The sequence below is a fragment of the Bacillus sp. FSL L8-0528 genome (genome assembly GCF_038593085.1).
In the GTDB taxonomy this organism is placed as follows: Bacteria; Bacillota; Bacilli; order Bacillales; family Bacillaceae; genus Bacillus; species Bacillus paralicheniformis.
The window spans coordinates 3,104,436-3,118,755 of the sequence record NZ_CP151961.1 but is presented as its reverse complement, the minus strand read 5'-3'; the positions used below and the strand labels follow the sequence as shown (position 1 = coordinate 3,118,755).

Genomic DNA, 14,320 nt, shown 5'->3' with positions numbered 1-14,320 from the left:
TTTTAAGAAACATTGTTTATAATAAACCCTAATCAATTGAATCATTCTTATTCTCATAGAGGGTGAAGTTAAAAGAAAGGATGGATAACATGAGCAACACTGAACTTGATTTGCTGAGGCAGCAGGCGAATGAATTAAACTTGCAAATATTAAAGCTGATTAATGAGCGAGGAAGAATCGTTCAGGAGATTGGAAAAGCGAAGGAAGCGCAAGGCATCAACCGCTACGATCCAGTCAGAGAAAGAGCGATGCTGAACGAAATTATTGAAAATAATGACGGACCGTTTGAAAACTCGACGATCCAGCATATTTTCAAAGAGATTTTCAAAGCCGGACTCGAACTTCAGGAAGACGATCACAGCAAAGCGCTGCTCGTTTCCCGCAAGAAAAAGCCTGAAAATACGATCGTTGATTTGAAAGGCGAAAAGATCGGCGACGGAGAACAAAGATTTATCGTCGGTCCGTGTGCGGTTGAAAGCTATGAGCAAGTAGCCGAAGTCGCAGCCGCAGCTAAAAAGCAAGGCTTGAAACTGCTTCGCGGCGGAGCCTTCAAACCCCGTACAAGCCCGTACGACTTCCAAGGCCTCGGTGTTGAAGGCCTGCAAATCTTAAAGCGTGTTGCTGATGAGTATGATCTGGCCGTCATCAGTGAGATCGTGAATCCGCAGCATATTGAAGAAGCCATTGATTACATTGATGTTATCCAAATCGGCGCCCGCAACATGCAAAACTTCGAGCTCTTAAAAGCGGCCGGTTCAGTGAAGAAGCCGGTTCTGCTGAAGCGCGGACTTGCCGCAACGCTGAAGGAATTCATCAATGCAGCGGAGTACATCATGTCGCAGGGCAATGATCAAATCATCCTTTGCGAACGCGGAATCAGAACGTATGAGACAGCGACTAGAAATACGCTTGATATCTCAGCTGTGCCGATCCTGAAGCAGGAAACTCACCTTCCTGTATTCGTGGATGTCACTCATTCTACCGGACGCCGCGACTTGCTTCTTCCGACAGCAAAAGCAGCGCTTGCGATCGGAGCTGACGGCGTCATGGCCGAAGTCCATCCTGATCCTTCTGTCGCGCTTTCCGACTCTGCTCAGCAAATGGATATCCCGACATTTGAAAAATGGTTAAATGAACTGAAGCCGCTCGTTCAAGTAAAAGCATAAGATTCGATTATGGACCGCTTTCGAGCGGTCCTTTTTTTAGTTGTCATCAAAAATTGTCGAAAAAATGTCTTATTTTTAATTAAAAAGCTGTTTATTCTTATTTAAATTAATTATAAAAATAAAGGGAACGTTTTCATATTAGGTAAAACCGTGTATAATTTCAGAGAGCCCCTTTTGTTTTGGCAGGTTATGAAAAATAATGTAAACTTGAGTTCTGTTTATTTTACATAAAGTTTTACATTTTGACATTTCTCTACATGAAAATGTTTATGCTATAGGAAAAGAAAAGTGTACCCAGTTGAAGGAGTGGTAAAAATGAGTAATGTGACAATATATGATGTAGCACGCGAAGCAAATGTAAGTATGGCAACCGTTTCCAGGGTTGTGAACGGGAATCCGAATGTCAAGCCGACGACGAGAAAGAAGGTGCTTGAAGCCATCGAGCGTCTTGGCTATCGTCCAAACGCCGTGGCAAGGGGCCTTGCAAGCAAAAAGACGACGACTGTCGGTGTGATCATTCCCGATATTTCCAGCATCTTTTATTCAGAGCTGGCGAGGGGAATCGAAGATATCGCAACGATGTACAAGTACAATATTATTTTGAGCAACTCCGACCAGAATATGGACAAAGAACTCCATCTTTTGAATACGATGCTAGGAAAGCAAGTTGACGGTATCGTCTTTATGAGCGGAAATGTCACTGAGGACCATGTGGAGGAGTTTAAGCGGTCACCGGTTCCGATCGTGCTTGCGGCATCTGTTGAAGAAAAAGGGGAAACGCCGTCGGTTGCGATCGATTATGAACAGGCGATTTATGATGCGGCTACCATGCTGATTGAAAAAGGCCATAAGCGCCTTGCGTTTGTATCAGGACCTATGACTGAGCCGGTCAATCAAGCGAAAAAACTTCAAGGCTTTAAAAGAGCGCTTGAGGATAAGGGGCTGAAATTTAAAGAAGAGTATGTCGCAGAAGGCGATTATACGTACGATTCAGGAATGGAAGCGCTGGAGGCGCTAATGAAGCTTGATGAAAAACCGACGGCCGTTCTGTCAGCGACAGACGAGATGGCGCTCGGCGTTATTCACGCAGCACAGGATAAAGGACTGGCTATTCCGGATGACCTTGAAGTGATCGGCTTTGACAATACAAGGCTTTCATTAATGGTTCGGCCGCAGCTGTCGACTGTTGTCCAGCCGACGTATGATATCGGTGCCGTAGCGATGAGACTTCTGACAAAGCTGATGAACAAAGAGGAAGTCGAAGAGCATATTGTCCAGCTGCCGCATCGCATTGAACTCAGACAATCAACAAAATGATCATGATTAAATAAACGAGAAAGAAAGCAAGTGTTCACAGCTTTTTTCGTGAATTGCTTGCTTTCTTTTCCTTGAGCTGGAGAGATTATGAAAAAATGAAACGATTTGATTATCTGACACCGGTCGGTTTGATTTTGGGTATTTTCATTTTAGTAATCGGCGTTGTTTCTGGAGCGGGGCTTTCCGGTTTTTATTCGTTTATCGATTTGACGTCTTTCTTTATCGTGACGGGCGGATTGTGTGCAGCTGTTTTTATCAGCTTTTCCCCGAAAGATTTAAAAAGAGCGCCGGCTGTGCTGAAGCAGGTCTTTATTTCGGAAGAAGACGATGTGCGCGACTTGGTCAAAACCTTTGTCAGCCTGTCTGAACAGGCGCGCAAACAAGGAATTTTATCATTGGACGCCAATGTCAATGAAATGAAAGACCCGTTTTTGAAAAAAGGTCTGCTTCTTGCCATCGACGGATGGGATGAGGAGACGATCCGCAATGTGATGAACTCGGAAATCGCCGCGATGGAAGAAAGGCACAGAAAGGGAAGAAGGATCTTTGAAAAAGCGGGGGAATTTGCCCCTGCATGGGGAATGATCGGAACCCTTGTCGGGCTCGTCATGATGCTCAAAAACCTGAACAAGCCGGAAACGCTCGGTCCGAATATGGCGATCGCCCTTTTGACGACGCTTTACGGATCCCTTTTAGCCAACATGCTGTTTATACCGATCGCCGCAAAGCTTGAAGAAAAGACGGAGAATGAAATCTTTAAGAAGCAGGTCATGATCGAAGGCATCATCGGCATCCAATCGGGAAGAAATCCTCGAAATCTGGAAAGTCAGCTTGTCGTTTTCAGTTCGAAAGAAGAATGGGCAAAAAAGCGGGCGGATCATGTAAGACAAAAGGACAGGGCTCATGAAGCTTAGACATGAACGAAGGAAGCGCGAGCAGGGTCGCAAATCGTCAAACTGGATCATCACGTTTTCGGATTTGATCACGCTCATCCTCGTGTTCTTTATTTTACTGTTTTCGATGTCGCAAATCGATTTAAACAAATTTAAAGCAGCAGTCGGTTCATTTCAAGACAGGGCCGACGGCAAATCCGCCGCAGAGCTGAAAAAAGAAAACGCGGACGATCAGAAGGCTGAAAAAACGGCTAAAAGCCAAGATGATTTATTAAAGAAAATCAACGACTATATTGAAAAAAATGAACTGTCAAGTTTGATTGCGGCCAAGCGTGACGAACGGGGCGTCATCCTCGTCCTTCAGGAAGCGGTTTTGTTTGATTCAGGAAAAGCGGATCTGAAAGACCAGGCTCACCCGCTTTTGCATAAAATCGCCGTCCTTCTCAAATCAGTGTCCAACCCGATCCGTGTGGAGGGGCATACGGACAGCCGCCCGATTTCGACTTACCGTTTTCCATCCAATTGGGAGCTTTCTGCGGCAAGGGCGAGCACTGTGATCGGCTACTTTACGTCGAAAGAGAAGCTCGATTCTTCGCGTTTTCTTGCCATCGGTTATGCCGATACAAAACCGGTCAAGGACAACCGCACAGAGAGCCATATGAAGGAAAACAGGCGCGTCGAAATTGTCATCGCAAAAAAATAGGTGAGAAGAAAGCAAGGTCTTGCGTAAAAGCAAGGCCTTTTTCTGTGCGCCGGGATTTTTCACATTAAGTGGCGCGCTGAGCAGAGCGAATCGGATAAAGAGCTTTGGCAACGGTTTGGGCGTTTTTTTCCGTTATTTCGGCTTTTCTTGGAATCGGAGGATACAAATCTCCCGGGTCGGACCAGTTGGCAGGAAGCCGGAGAGATGCCTGTTTGCCCCACTTTTTCAGCCATTTTTCAGGCATCTTATCCTCAGGTTTCATCCCTTTCATTTCAAGCCAGATTCTTGCCCATGCCCTCGGTACGACGCGCCAAATGTCATACCCGCCTCCGCCGACAGCGATCCATCTTCCGTTGCAATACGTGTGTGCAAGTTCGTGAGCGAGCTTTGGAATCTCTTCGTAAATCTTCATCGTCGTGCACAAGTGTGTCAGCGGATCGTAGTAATGCGCGTCAGCTCCGTTTTGCGACAAAATAACGTCCGGTTTGAAAAACTCGGCTATTTCAGAAACAGCCGTCCGGTAGGAATCAAGAAAAGACTCATCTTCTGTGAAGGCATCGAGCGGGATATTAAAAGCATAGCCGTAGCCTTTGCCATGACCTCTTTCCTGAACCTGCCCAGTTCCCGGGAAAAGGTAGCGGCCGGTTTCATGAATCGAGACGGTGCACACGGAAGGATCATCATAAAACGTAAACTGCACCCCGTCGCCGTGGTGGGCGTCCGTATCAATATATAAAACCTTCGCATGATATTTTTTCTGCAAATATCGTATCACAACAGAACTGTCGTTATAGACGCAAAATCCTGAAGCTCTACCTCTGAACCCATGGTGAAGCCCGCCTCCGAGATTGAGGGCGTGTCTTGCTTTGCCTGTCATGACATAGTCTGCAGCTGTCAGTGTTCCGCCCACCAAAAGGGAGGCGGCTTCGTGCATCCCGGCAAAGACAGGGGTATCTTCTGTTCCAAGCCCGTAGTTTTCACTTTCGGCTGCCGGAAGTTTTCCCGCCCCTGCAAGCTGGACGGCCCTGATATAATCGCCTGTGTGAACAAGCCCGAGCTCGGCTTCTGTCGCTATACGCGGAGCAATCGTTTCTCCCGGTTCAAATGCGCCGACCGTATTCAAAAGATCGTATGTTACATAGACGCGCAGCTGATTAAACGGGTGATCTTGATGAAATTGATAAGTTTGATAAGAGGGAGAAAAAATAAATACGCTGTCCTTCATGGCAAATCCCTTTGAACAGCCGGCCAAAGAACCTGATACCCTTTGGACTTCACGTCTTTGATGATAGAGGCGGGATTCATCGTTTGAACGCGAAACACGAGTATTTTCGAATCATTTTCATCACCGGGATATACGAGCACGCTCAATATGGCGATTTGGCGCCTGCTGAAAATGGCGCTGATATCAGCGAGGCTTCGGGCGATATGATCGGTTTTGATTTCGATTTGGGAGCCTGGAAAATGGGCTCCTGTCAGCTGGACGAACGTATGCAGCAAATCGGATTTTGTCACAATGCCGACAAGCTTCCCGTTTTTTACGATCGGAAGGCAGCCGATTTCGTGTTCGAAAAAAACGGCTGATATTTCTTCGGCAAAATCAAGTGGGTGACCGGTGATCACTTCTTTTGACATAATCAGTTCCACCGGCTTTTTTAAATCTTCGTGAGATCTGTTTTGGGCAAAAATACTCGGACTTGCTGTTTTGACGTCCCTGTCCGTGACAATGCCTATGACCGTTCCCCGTTCATTGATGACGGGAAGGTGTTTAATGTGAAATGTACGCATGCGTTTGATCGCTTCTTCAATCGTATCCGTTCTGGAAAGTGTCACAACATCCCGTTTCATGATTTTTTCAACAATCATATTCAGGTCCCCTTTGCTCCCTTAATACATAAAACGATTGTGGAATCTGAGTCTGTCAAAACGCTCGATCGACTCCTGACTGACCTCTTTTCCGATGCGGGCCATTAAACAGTTGGCGGGATGGGAGCTGATTTCCGGATCGTCTGTCGCAAACCAGACAAGCCCTCCGGCATTCATCATTTTCTCCATCATCTTTCTGTATTCCCAAACATCTTTATTAGTCCCCTTTAGATCCCAATGCCAGTAATATTCAGTCGTGATAATGATATATTTTTCCATCTGCGGATCCATCATGCTCACCTCAAGCAGCGTCTTCCCGACAGAGTGACCCCTGAATGCCGGAATGACTTCGATGGCTCCAAGCTCAATTAAATTTTCCATGTTTCCTTCAGACCATCTTTCAAGCGGGTCTGGATAAACATATGTCACATAGCCGACAATGGTTTGCCGGAAACGGGCGATGATGATCCGTCCTTCGGGAAGCCCGGCGATTTCGATTAATGCTTCATGTTGTTTTTGAGATGGGCGAAAGGCTGTAAGCTCGTCGTGAAATTCATATTGTGCGAGTTTTTCGGGACTGATAGGGCCCTCTATCAGCACTGAGCCTTTCTCGGTCTGCAATTCTTTGGCATGATAAGTTTTGTGATGCTCCACGTATCCACCGCCTTATATCTTAGTTGAAGTCTTTTATACATAACATACCAAAATATTAAGCGTTTTCATAGGATGGAAGAGTATTTTTTAAAAATTGAGAAAATAAAAAATCTATACTATAATATATTTTGATGAGCGAACAAAGGGGGATGGGCATGGAATTGAAAGCGTTGCCAGCAGAAAAGGGAAACTACAACTTGAAAGACTATGATGAAGCATACCGGACATTTGACTGGAAGGATGCCGAAAAACATTTTTCATGGCACAAAACGGGAAAAATCAATGCAGCTTATGAAGCGATCGACCGCCACGCTGAGTCAAATTTGAAAAATAAAGTGGCATTTTACTACAAAGATCCGGTCCGCGAAGAAAAGTACACCTTCAGAGAGATGAAAAATGAAACGAATAAAGCCGGGAATGTCTTAAAGCAGCATGCCAATGTGGGAAAGGGAGACCGTGTGTTTGTTTTTATGCCGAGATCACCCGAGCTTTATTTTATTCTTCTTGGCGCTGTCAAATTAGGAGCGATCGTCGGGCCGTTGTTTGAAGCATTTATGGAAGGCGCTGTCAAAGACAGGCTTGCAAACAGCGGAGCGAAGGTCATCGTGACAACACCGGAATTGCTTGAACGGATGCCGGCCGGCGAACTTCCGGATCTTGAATCAATCATTGTCGTTGGAGAAGGCGTAAAGGAAGAAGGATCTGTCATCGATTATTACGCGAAAGCGGCTGAAGCAGACACTGATCTTGAGATTGAATGGATGGATCAGGAAGACGGGATGCTGCTTCACTATACTTCCGGTTCGACCGGCGCGCCAAAAGGGGTTCTCCACGTCCACAAAGCAATGATTCAGCATTATCAGACAGCCAAATGGGTTCTTGATCTGCACGACGATGACATTTATTGGTGTACGGCTGATCCAGGCTGGGTTACCGGAACGGTTTACGGGATCTTCGGTCCGTGGCTGAATGGAGCAACGAATGTCGTCGTAGGCGGCAGGTTCAGTCCAGAAGCATGGTACGAAACGATTGAAAAAATGGAAGTGACGGTATGGTACAGCGCGCCAACGGCTTTTCGGATGCTGATGGGTGCTGGCGACGATCTCGTGAACAAATATAATCTGAGCTCATTACGGCATATTTTAAGCGTAGGGGAGCCGTTAAATCCTGAAGTCATCAGATGGGGGCATAAAGTCTTCGGCAACCGGATTCATGATACATGGTGGATGACCGAAACAGGGGCGCAGCTCATCTGCAATTACCCGTGCATGGAAATTAAACCGGGATCGATGGGCAAACCGATTCCAGGCGTAGAGGCTGCAATCGTCGATCACCAGGGAAATGAACTGCCTCCTTACAGAATGGGGAATCTCGCCATTAAAAAAGGCTGGCCGTCAATGATGCATTCGATCTGGAACAATCCTGAAAAATACAGCTCCTATTTTATGCCGGGGGATTGGTATGTATCAGGGGATTCCGCCTACATGGATGAAGACGGATACTTCTGGTTCCAGGGAAGGATCGACGATGTCATCATGACATCGGGCGAGCGCGTCGGCCCGTTTGAAGTCGAAAGCAAGCTTGTTGAGCATCAAGCTGTCGCTGAAGCAGGCGTCATCGGCAAACCGGATCCTGTCCGCGGTGAAATTATTAAAGCGTTCATCGCCTTGAGGGAAGGTTATGAACCTTCAGATTCGTTAAAAGAAGAAATCAGGCAGTTCGTGAAACAAGGCTTGGCCGCACACGCCGCGCCAAGGGAAATCGAATTTAAGGATAAACTGCCGAAAACAAGAAGCGGAAAGATCATGCGACGTGTCCTGAAAGCTTGGGAGCTGAACCTTCCGGCAGGCGATCTCTCATCGATGGAAGACTGATGTCTCATTGACAATGCAAAAATATTATGTTAAAAAAGATTTAGTCGAATATTCAAAAGGTGAAGACTGAGATCAGTAAAACGCATCCTTCCCTGTCTTAGAGAGCTGATGGCCGGTGAAAATCAGCACATATGGATGGTTTGAATTACACTCATGAACCGCTTTTGCGAAAAAAGCCTCCCGGGCTTTGTGTAGCAGAAGAACGGAAGCTTTTCCGTTATCAATGAGAGTGAAAAGAGCGCGGCCATGCGTTCTTTTAAGCAGGGTGGTACCGCGATTTTTATCGTCCCTTCGTTTTTGCGAAGGGGCGTTTTATTTTTGGAAAAAAGGAGCTAAATGATGATGACACACTTACTTGATGATTTGTCCTTCAGGGGACTGATTCAGCAGCAAACCGATGAAGCAGGCTTGAGAGACCTGCTGGATAAAGAGAAAATCAGCTTATACTCCGGATTTGATCCGACAGCTGACAGTCTGCATATCGGACACCTGCTGCCGATTTTAATGCTTCGCCGCTTTCAGCTGGCCGGACATCGTCCGATTGCACTTGTAGGCGGGGCGACGGGCCTGATCGGCGATCCGAGCGGAAAGAAAGCGGAGCGCACGCTGAACACTGAAGAAATCGTCCGCGAATGGTCACAGAAAATCAAAAACCAGCTTTCGCGTTTCCTTGATTTTGAAGCTGATGAGAATCCGGCGATCATGGCGAACAACTATGACTGGATCGGCAAAATGAACGTCATTGATTTCCTGCGCGATGTCGGCAAAAACTTCGGAATCAATTACATGCTTGCCAAAGATACGGTAAGCTCCAGAATCGAGACGGGCATATCTTATACTGAGTTCAGCTACATGATCCTGCAGTCTCTCGATTTCTTGAATTTATACAGAAACCAGGAATGCAAGCTGCAGATCGGCGGAAGCGATCAGTGGGGCAATATCACGTCAGGACTTGAGCTTATCCGCAAATCTGAAGAGAATGCAAAAGCTTTCGGATTGACGATTCCGCTTGTGACAAAAGCAGACGGCACAAAGTTCGGAAAAACGGAAGGCGGCGCGATCTGGCTTGATAAAGAGAAGACGTCGGCATATGAGTTTTATCAGTTCTGGATCAATACCGACGACAGGGATGTCGTGAAATACTTAAAATACTTCACTTTCTTGTCCAAAGAAGAAATCGAAGATCTCGCTGAAAAAACAGAGACGGCACCTGAAAAACGCGAAGCGCAAAAACGCCTCGCCGAAGAAGTGACCGTACTTGTACACGGCCGTGAAGCGTTTGAGCAGGCCGTCAACATCTCAAAAGCGCTCTTCAGCGGAGATATTAAACAACTGACTGCTGAAGAAGTGAAGGTCGGCTTTAAAGGGGTTCCTTCCATGGAGCTCGGGGAAACCGATGAGCTGCCGCTCGTCGATGTTCTCGTCCAATCGAAGCTTTCCCCATCCAAACGCCAGGCGCGCGAAGACATCACAAACGGAGCCGTCTACATCAACGGCGAACGACGTACTGACGTAAACAGCGTCCTCAGCCCTGAAGACCGCATCGAAGGCCAATTCACCGTCATTCGCCGCGGTAAAAAGAAATACTTCCTGCTCACATATAAGTAATCAAAAAAACTCTTGCCAAACGGCAAGGGTTTTTTTGTGTCCGTATGTTTCATGTATGTTCATTCAGGAAATGTCAAAAATATAGATGTAATAGGTAAAGCGTTTCCATCGTTGAAGAGGGAGGAATGTAGCATGAACCTGTTCATTGCAGCTAAAGAAAAATTTATGGAAGATTACCACAAGCAGCTGGAAACTGAACGAAAACAAGAGGTGCAGCAGTCGGCTGACGGATACAATCAATTGAATCAGACGGAAAATGCGGCAAAGCGGCTGAAGTAGAGGGTCTTTAGGGGCTCTCTTTTTTATAAAAAAAGCGGACGGCAGGTTCTTTATACGCCCGTTTTATTAATAACGATCGACAGTTTATAATTTGCATGATGATTTAAGTCTGTTAAAAATTGATCCAACAGTTGATTTGACGGAAACTTGCATTCGAGAAGATAACAGCCGTCCCCGCTGATTTTATAGTTTTGAATGATGTATTTCTGCTGTGCTTTGATAAACGAAAGATAAGGCTTATGATAAGTGCTTTTTGTATAGATATTGATAAAAGCGTGAATAAAACACCCGAGTTTCACTTGATTCACTTTTATGGTGTAACCTTCAATCACTCCTTGATCCTCTAATTTAGCAACCCTTGCTGAGGCCGCCTGCCCTGTCAAATGAACTTTCTCTCCTAATTCCTTCATGGTCATCCGGCTGTTTTTTGATAATTCCTCTATGATTTGCTTGTCTGTATGATCCAGCATTTCATCATATCCTTTCAAATGAACGTTTTTCAAAAATCAAGTCAAACGCTAAAAAGACTTGATTTTATCAATGTAAATGTTGATCGGCCATAGTATAAACTAATCGTAAATGAAAGGAAAGGCATGATAACGATGAATATTCAACAAATTCGAAATGCAACATTAGCCGTCAAATATGCGGGCAAAACATTTTTAATAGATCCGATGCTGGCTGAGAAAGGCGCTTATCCTCCTTTCCCGAACTCAGCAAGACAAGAGCAAAACAACCCTTTGGTCAGCCTGCCTGTGCCAACCCGCGAGCTCGTCAAGAATACAGACGCAGTCATCATCACTCATCTGCACTTAGATCACTTTGACGATGCTGCCAAAGATCTGTTGCCGAAAGAAATCAAACTGTTTGTCCAAAATGAAGCAGATGCTGAGGAAGTGAGAAAAGCCGGTTTTCAAAATATAGAGGTTTTAACAAAAAATACGGTGTTTGAGGGGATTCAATTAATCAAGACAAAAGGCGAGCATGGACGAGGAGAGATACTAAAGCTTGCCGGAGAAGTGTGCGGTGTTGTCTTCAAGCACTCAAAGGAGAAAACGCTGTATGTGGCAGGGGATACAGTTTGGTATGAAGGTGTCCGGGAAGAAATCGCTGCGCATCAGCCGGACATCATAGTCGTTAACGGAGGAGACAATCAGTTCTTTGAAGGAGGGTCTCTTGTGATGGGGAAAGAGGATATTGCCAAAGTCTATCAAGCTGCACCTCAGGCCACAATCATTTCCAGTCATATGGAAGCTGTCAACCATTGGACTTTATCACGGGAAGAATTGAAGAGCTTCATTCGTGAAAAAGGAATGTCCTCTCGCGTACTCGTGCCGGATGACGGCGAATCTTACACATTTTAATATATGACAGATTAAAGCCGTCTAAAAACAGACAGTGAATTTCTGTCTGTTTTTTGACTTCTTCTTCGAGAACAAAGATCAATGCCTCCGGCGGGATTCGAACCCGCACTCCTCTCGTAAGCATAGGCTGGGGGAGAACACGCTTCCCTACGGACTTTCACCGACAGGAATTCCACCTGTCTCAGCTATTTGCTTTTCGGTGCTTCTGAAACCCTTGCCTTGCGACCCGTTCCTACAATGTTTTACGGCGCTCTTCCCTTCTAAAGCTACAGAGGCGAAATGGATGATTCATATTATACAGAAGCAATGGTGAAATGAGAAGTGAATGTTGAAAAGGAACAAGCTCAAATTCCAATTAGAAAAAATGTTCCTCTAAGATGACTTGGGAGCATCCTTCAATTAAATGGTTGAAAATGATATTTTATGGTATAATTCTTATGTTTTTCGCAAATTTATAGATTTGACAATGGAGGAACTTGTATGAAGTGGTATTGGAAAGGCTTGAGGAATTATGCGAATTTTGAAGGGAGAGCAAGACGAAAGGAATATTGGTTGTTTCATTTATTTAACGGCATCATATGTTTTATTTTATTTATCTTAACCGTAATGATCGTAAGTTTATTTATTTCAGGAATCATGACAGCGGAAGGATATGACGGATATCAAGTAGGATATATCATCGGGTACGGCGGTGGATTCCTCGGGTACGTCCTGATCTTAATTTATCAGTTGGCTGTTTTGCTGCCCTCTTTGGCTGTCAATGTCCGCAGGCTGCATGATACCGGAAGAAGCGGCTGGTGGATTTTAATTGGCTTGTTGCCGATAATCGGTGCTGTCATTCTGCTGATTTTTTACTGTCAGGCTGGCGAAACAAAAGAAAATCAATATGGGCCAAATCCAAAAGTAAATGTATCGTAAATTGCACCCCAATTGTTAGACAATCATCTGGCGATTGGGGTTTTTTTATAGTCTGAAGGAAGACTGTTAACTTGATTTTTAATGAGAGAAGCCCGTATTTCCGAAGATTGTTTGGCGTATCAATTTCAGTGATGATTCAGGATGGTTTTGAGATACCGGAGACAGTCAAATGGGCGAGACTAAAACAAAAGCAGTCACTAAGATGCGGTATCGCGAGACGGATCTCGGCTCTCATCGAAGCCTTCCGGGAGTTTTTTATAAATAAATCGCACACCATCCCGCTAACACCCCCATAACAAAGCAGTCGTTGCTGTCCATTTTCTTACCGTGTTTAACAAAGACATTCAAAGCCCAATTCAGTTTAGTGCCATCTTTAGTCTTTGCAACCCATTTTTTGCTGATATTGTAGTACATGACTTTGAAAATGGCGAATGCAGCTAAACAGAACAAGTAGAACAAGACAAACTTACCAAAAAACATAAGCATTTGTTGGTCACTCCCCCGTTTTCATTCTTTAACCAACGATTTGATTTTACCGAAAATCTGTATTAGAGAAAAGGAGACGTTTGTCATATCTTGCTCGTGAGGAGGTACCTTGCAAGAAAAATCATCTATCAAAAACCCGACGCTTATGGGCTGGGTCCGTTTTATTCCCGGCTTATCAACAGCCCGCAATCTCCCCGAATCAACGGAGGACAACAAAAAACCCTAGAATCGCTAATATATCAGCGATTCCAGGGTTTTTGCCAATGCTCTTTAAAGAGCATTTTCTATTAACGAGAGTAGAACTCAACGATCAATGCTTCGTTGATCTCAGCAGGAAGCTCAGAACGCTCTGGAAGGCGAGTTAGTGAACCTTCAAGCTTTTCAGCGTCAAAAGTCAGGTATTCAGGAACGAAGTTGTTCACTTCAACCGCTTCTTTAACGACAGAAAGGTTTTGAGATTTTTCACGAAGTGAAATCGTTTGGCCAGGTTTAACTTGGTAAGACGGAATGTCAACGCGGCTTCCGTCAACAAGAATGTGACCGTGGTTTACCAATTGGCGTGCTTGGCGGCGAGTGCGCGCTAGGCCAAGACGGTAAACGATGTTGTCAAGACGTGCTTCAAGAAGAATCATGAAGTTTTCACCGTGTTTACCAGCCATTTTCGCAGCTTTGTCAAAAAGGTTGCGGAATTGGCGTTCGTTCACACCGTACATATGGCGAAGCTTTTGCTTTTCTTGCAATTGCAAACCATATTCTGATAGTTTTTTACGCTGTCCCGGACCGTGAGGACCTGGTGCGTAAGGCCGTTTTTCTAATTCTTTACCCGTACCGCTCAAAGAGATGCCTAAACGGCGGGATATTTTCCAGCTTGGACCTGTATAGCGAGCCATAATGTGACTCCTCCTTTGGTTTTATTTTTGTGAAAATAAAACCCATCTGTTCAATTCAGCCATGTCCATTTTGTTTTCATGTATCCTCGCTCCAGCAGCAAAGAGTTACACGATACACCTTAATAGATAAGGAACAAAATGAAACACAGAAGCAGAACAAAAAGGCTGCATTATTTCACACAAAGAAGATTATATAATGTCCGCTGTGCAAAGTCAACCATTCATGGACTGTCCCAAAGAGCACGAATCGTTAATAAGTATAAAGTCCTGTTTTTTATGATATAATCAGGAAAATAAAATAC

At 45.0% G+C, this 14,320-nt stretch carries 15 protein-coding genes and 1 other annotated feature; of the genes, 9 read left to right on the top strand and 6 right to left on the bottom strand.

The window, feature by feature from the left end:
* Positions 1–89 precede the first annotated feature (89 nt).
* The 4 genes from MHI30_RS15860 (at position 90) to motS (ending at position 4,079) form a co-directional block, all read left to right on the top strand.
* A complete protein-coding gene (locus MHI30_RS15860) occupies positions 90–1,166 on the top strand; it encodes a bifunctional 3-deoxy-7-phosphoheptulonate synthase/chorismate mutase (RefSeq protein ID WP_003184447.1) in 1,077 nt (358 codons plus the stop codon).
* Positions 1,167–1,481: 315 nt separating this feature from the next.
* Positions 1,482–2,483 (top strand): catabolite control protein A, encoded by a 1,002-nt coding sequence (gene ccpA / locus MHI30_RS15855; protein ID WP_075751922.1) that lies wholly within the window; start codon positions 1,482–1,484, stop codon positions 2,481–2,483.
* A 95-nt stretch (positions 2,484–2,578) separates the two neighbouring features.
* Positions 2,579–3,397, top strand: a complete 819-nt coding sequence (gene motP / locus MHI30_RS15850) for a flagellar motor protein MotP (protein ID WP_075751923.1) — start codon at positions 2,579–2,581, stop codon at positions 3,395–3,397.
* On the top strand, positions 3,387–4,079 hold the full coding sequence (gene motS / locus MHI30_RS15845) for a flagellar motor protein MotS (protein WP_075751924.1): 693 nt from the start codon (positions 3,387–3,389) through the stop codon (positions 4,077–4,079). The genes motP and motS overlap by 11 nt, the downstream gene beginning before the upstream one ends.
* A gap of 64 nt (positions 4,080–4,143) precedes the next feature.
* Here motS and MHI30_RS15840 read toward each other — a convergent pair whose 3' ends face one another.
* The 3 genes from MHI30_RS15840 to MHI30_RS15830 are packed head-to-tail and all read right to left on the bottom strand — an operon-like array spanning position 4,144 to position 6,599.
* The gene (locus tag MHI30_RS15840) at positions 4,144–5,304 is read right to left on the bottom strand and encodes an acetoin utilization protein AcuC (RefSeq protein WP_075751925.1); all 1,161 of its coding nucleotides are present in this window, start codon (positions 5,302–5,304) and stop codon (positions 4,144–4,146) included.
* Positions 5,301–5,945 (bottom strand): acetoin utilization AcuB family protein, encoded by a 645-nt coding sequence (locus tag MHI30_RS15835; RefSeq protein WP_075751926.1) that lies wholly within the window; start codon positions 5,943–5,945, stop codon positions 5,301–5,303. Before MHI30_RS15835 ends, MHI30_RS15840 begins: the two co-directional genes overlap by 4 nt.
* A 21-nt stretch (positions 5,946–5,966) precedes the next feature.
* Positions 5,967–6,599 (bottom strand): GNAT family N-acetyltransferase, encoded by a 633-nt coding sequence (locus tag MHI30_RS15830; RefSeq protein ID WP_075751927.1) that lies wholly within the window; start codon positions 6,597–6,599, stop codon positions 5,967–5,969.
* A gap of 155 nt (positions 6,600–6,754) precedes the next feature.
* On the opposite strand from MHI30_RS15830, the gene acsA reads away from it, so the two are divergent.
* The 3 genes from acsA (at position 6,755) to MHI30_RS15815 (ending at position 10,360) form a co-directional block, all read left to right on the top strand.
* Positions 6,755–8,473, top strand: coding sequence for an acetate--CoA ligase (gene acsA, locus MHI30_RS15825; RefSeq protein ID WP_075751928.1), 1,719 nt, complete (start codon positions 6,755–6,757; stop codon positions 8,471–8,473).
* A gap of 53 nt (positions 8,474–8,526) precedes the next feature.
* Positions 8,527–8,767, top strand: a binding site (T-box leader).
* A gap of 48 nt (positions 8,768–8,815) precedes the next feature.
* Positions 8,816–10,081, top strand: a complete 1,266-nt coding sequence (gene tyrS, locus MHI30_RS15820; protein WP_075752485.1) for a tyrosine--tRNA ligase — start codon at positions 8,816–8,818, stop codon at positions 10,079–10,081.
* A gap of 132 nt (positions 10,082–10,213) precedes the next feature.
* Complete coding sequence (locus tag MHI30_RS15815; protein WP_003184427.1) at positions 10,214–10,360, top strand: hypothetical protein; 147 nt, start codon at positions 10,214–10,216, stop codon at positions 10,358–10,360.
* A gap of 50 nt (positions 10,361–10,410) precedes the next feature.
* On the opposite strand, the gene MHI30_RS15810 is transcribed toward MHI30_RS15815, so the two are convergent.
* Positions 10,411–10,830, bottom strand: coding sequence for an Lrp/AsnC family transcriptional regulator (locus tag MHI30_RS15810; RefSeq protein WP_075751929.1), 420 nt, complete (start codon positions 10,828–10,830; stop codon positions 10,411–10,413).
* Between the two features lie 132 nt (positions 10,831–10,962).
* Between MHI30_RS15810 and MHI30_RS15805 the strand changes: the two genes are divergently transcribed.
* Both MHI30_RS15805 and MHI30_RS15800 read left to right on the top strand, forming a co-directional pair.
* Entirely contained in the window at positions 10,963–11,724 is a 762-nt protein-coding gene (locus MHI30_RS15805) for an MBL fold metallo-hydrolase (RefSeq protein ID WP_075751930.1), read from the top strand.
* A 480-nt stretch (positions 11,725–12,204) separates the two neighbouring features.
* The gene (locus tag MHI30_RS15800; protein WP_145699675.1) at positions 12,205–12,642 is read left to right on the top strand and encodes a DUF805 domain-containing protein; all 438 of its coding nucleotides are present in this window, start codon (positions 12,205–12,207) and stop codon (positions 12,640–12,642) included.
* A gap of 255 nt (positions 12,643–12,897) precedes the next feature.
* Here the strand turns inward: MHI30_RS15800 and MHI30_RS15795 are convergent, their stop codons facing one another.
* Positions 12,898–13,128 carry a hypothetical protein gene (locus tag MHI30_RS15795; protein WP_075751932.1) on the bottom strand — a complete coding sequence of 77 codons (231 nt, stop codon included), beginning with the start codon at positions 13,126–13,128 and terminating at the stop codon, positions 12,898–12,900.
* Between the two features lie 287 nt (positions 13,129–13,415).
* Positions 13,416–14,018, bottom strand: a complete 603-nt coding sequence (gene rpsD, locus MHI30_RS15790; RefSeq protein ID WP_075751933.1) for a 30S ribosomal protein S4 — start codon at positions 14,016–14,018, stop codon at positions 13,416–13,418.
* Positions 14,019–14,320: the final 302 nt, after the last annotated feature.

Bases quoted from the DNA above. Each gene is read 5' to 3' on its own strand.
- MHI30_RS15805 (WP_075751930.1), top strand. From the start codon at position 10,963: ATGAATATTCAACAAATTCGAAATGCAACATTAGCCGTCAAATATGCG.
- MHI30_RS15815 (WP_003184427.1), top strand. From the start codon at position 10,214: ATGAACCTGTTCATTGCAGCTAAAGAAAAATTTATGGAAGATTACCAC.
- MHI30_RS15800 (WP_145699675.1), top strand. From the start codon at position 12,205: ATGAAGTGGTATTGGAAAGGCTTGAGGAATTATGCGAATTTTGAAGGG.
- MHI30_RS15810 (WP_075751929.1), bottom strand. From the start codon at position 10,830: ATGCTGGATCATACAGACAAGCAAATCATAGAGGAATTATCAAAAAAC.
- MHI30_RS15840 (WP_075751925.1), bottom strand. From the start codon at position 5,304: ATGAAGGACAGCGTATTTATTTTTTCTCCCTCTTATCAAACTTATCAA.
- MHI30_RS15860 (WP_003184447.1), top strand. From the start codon at position 90: ATGAGCAACACTGAACTTGATTTGCTGAGGCAGCAGGCGAATGAATTA.
- MHI30_RS15795 (WP_075751932.1), bottom strand. From the start codon at position 13,128: ATGCTTATGTTTTTTGGTAAGTTTGTCTTGTTCTACTTGTTCTGTTTA.
- tyrS (WP_075752485.1), top strand. From the start codon at position 8,816: ATGACACACTTACTTGATGATTTGTCCTTCAGGGGACTGATTCAGCAG.
- motP (WP_075751923.1), top strand. From the start codon at position 2,579: ATGAAACGATTTGATTATCTGACACCGGTCGGTTTGATTTTGGGTATT.
- ccpA (WP_075751922.1), top strand. From the start codon at position 1,482: ATGAGTAATGTGACAATATATGATGTAGCACGCGAAGCAAATGTAAGT.
- acsA (WP_075751928.1), top strand. From the start codon at position 6,755: ATGGAATTGAAAGCGTTGCCAGCAGAAAAGGGAAACTACAACTTGAAA.
- motS (WP_075751924.1), top strand. From the start codon at position 3,387: ATGAAGCTTAGACATGAACGAAGGAAGCGCGAGCAGGGTCGCAAATCG.
- rpsD (WP_075751933.1), bottom strand. From the start codon at position 14,018: ATGGCTCGCTATACAGGTCCAAGCTGGAAAATATCCCGCCGTTTAGGC.
- MHI30_RS15835 (WP_075751926.1), bottom strand. From the start codon at position 5,945: ATGATTGTTGAAAAAATCATGAAACGGGATGTTGTGACACTTTCCAGA.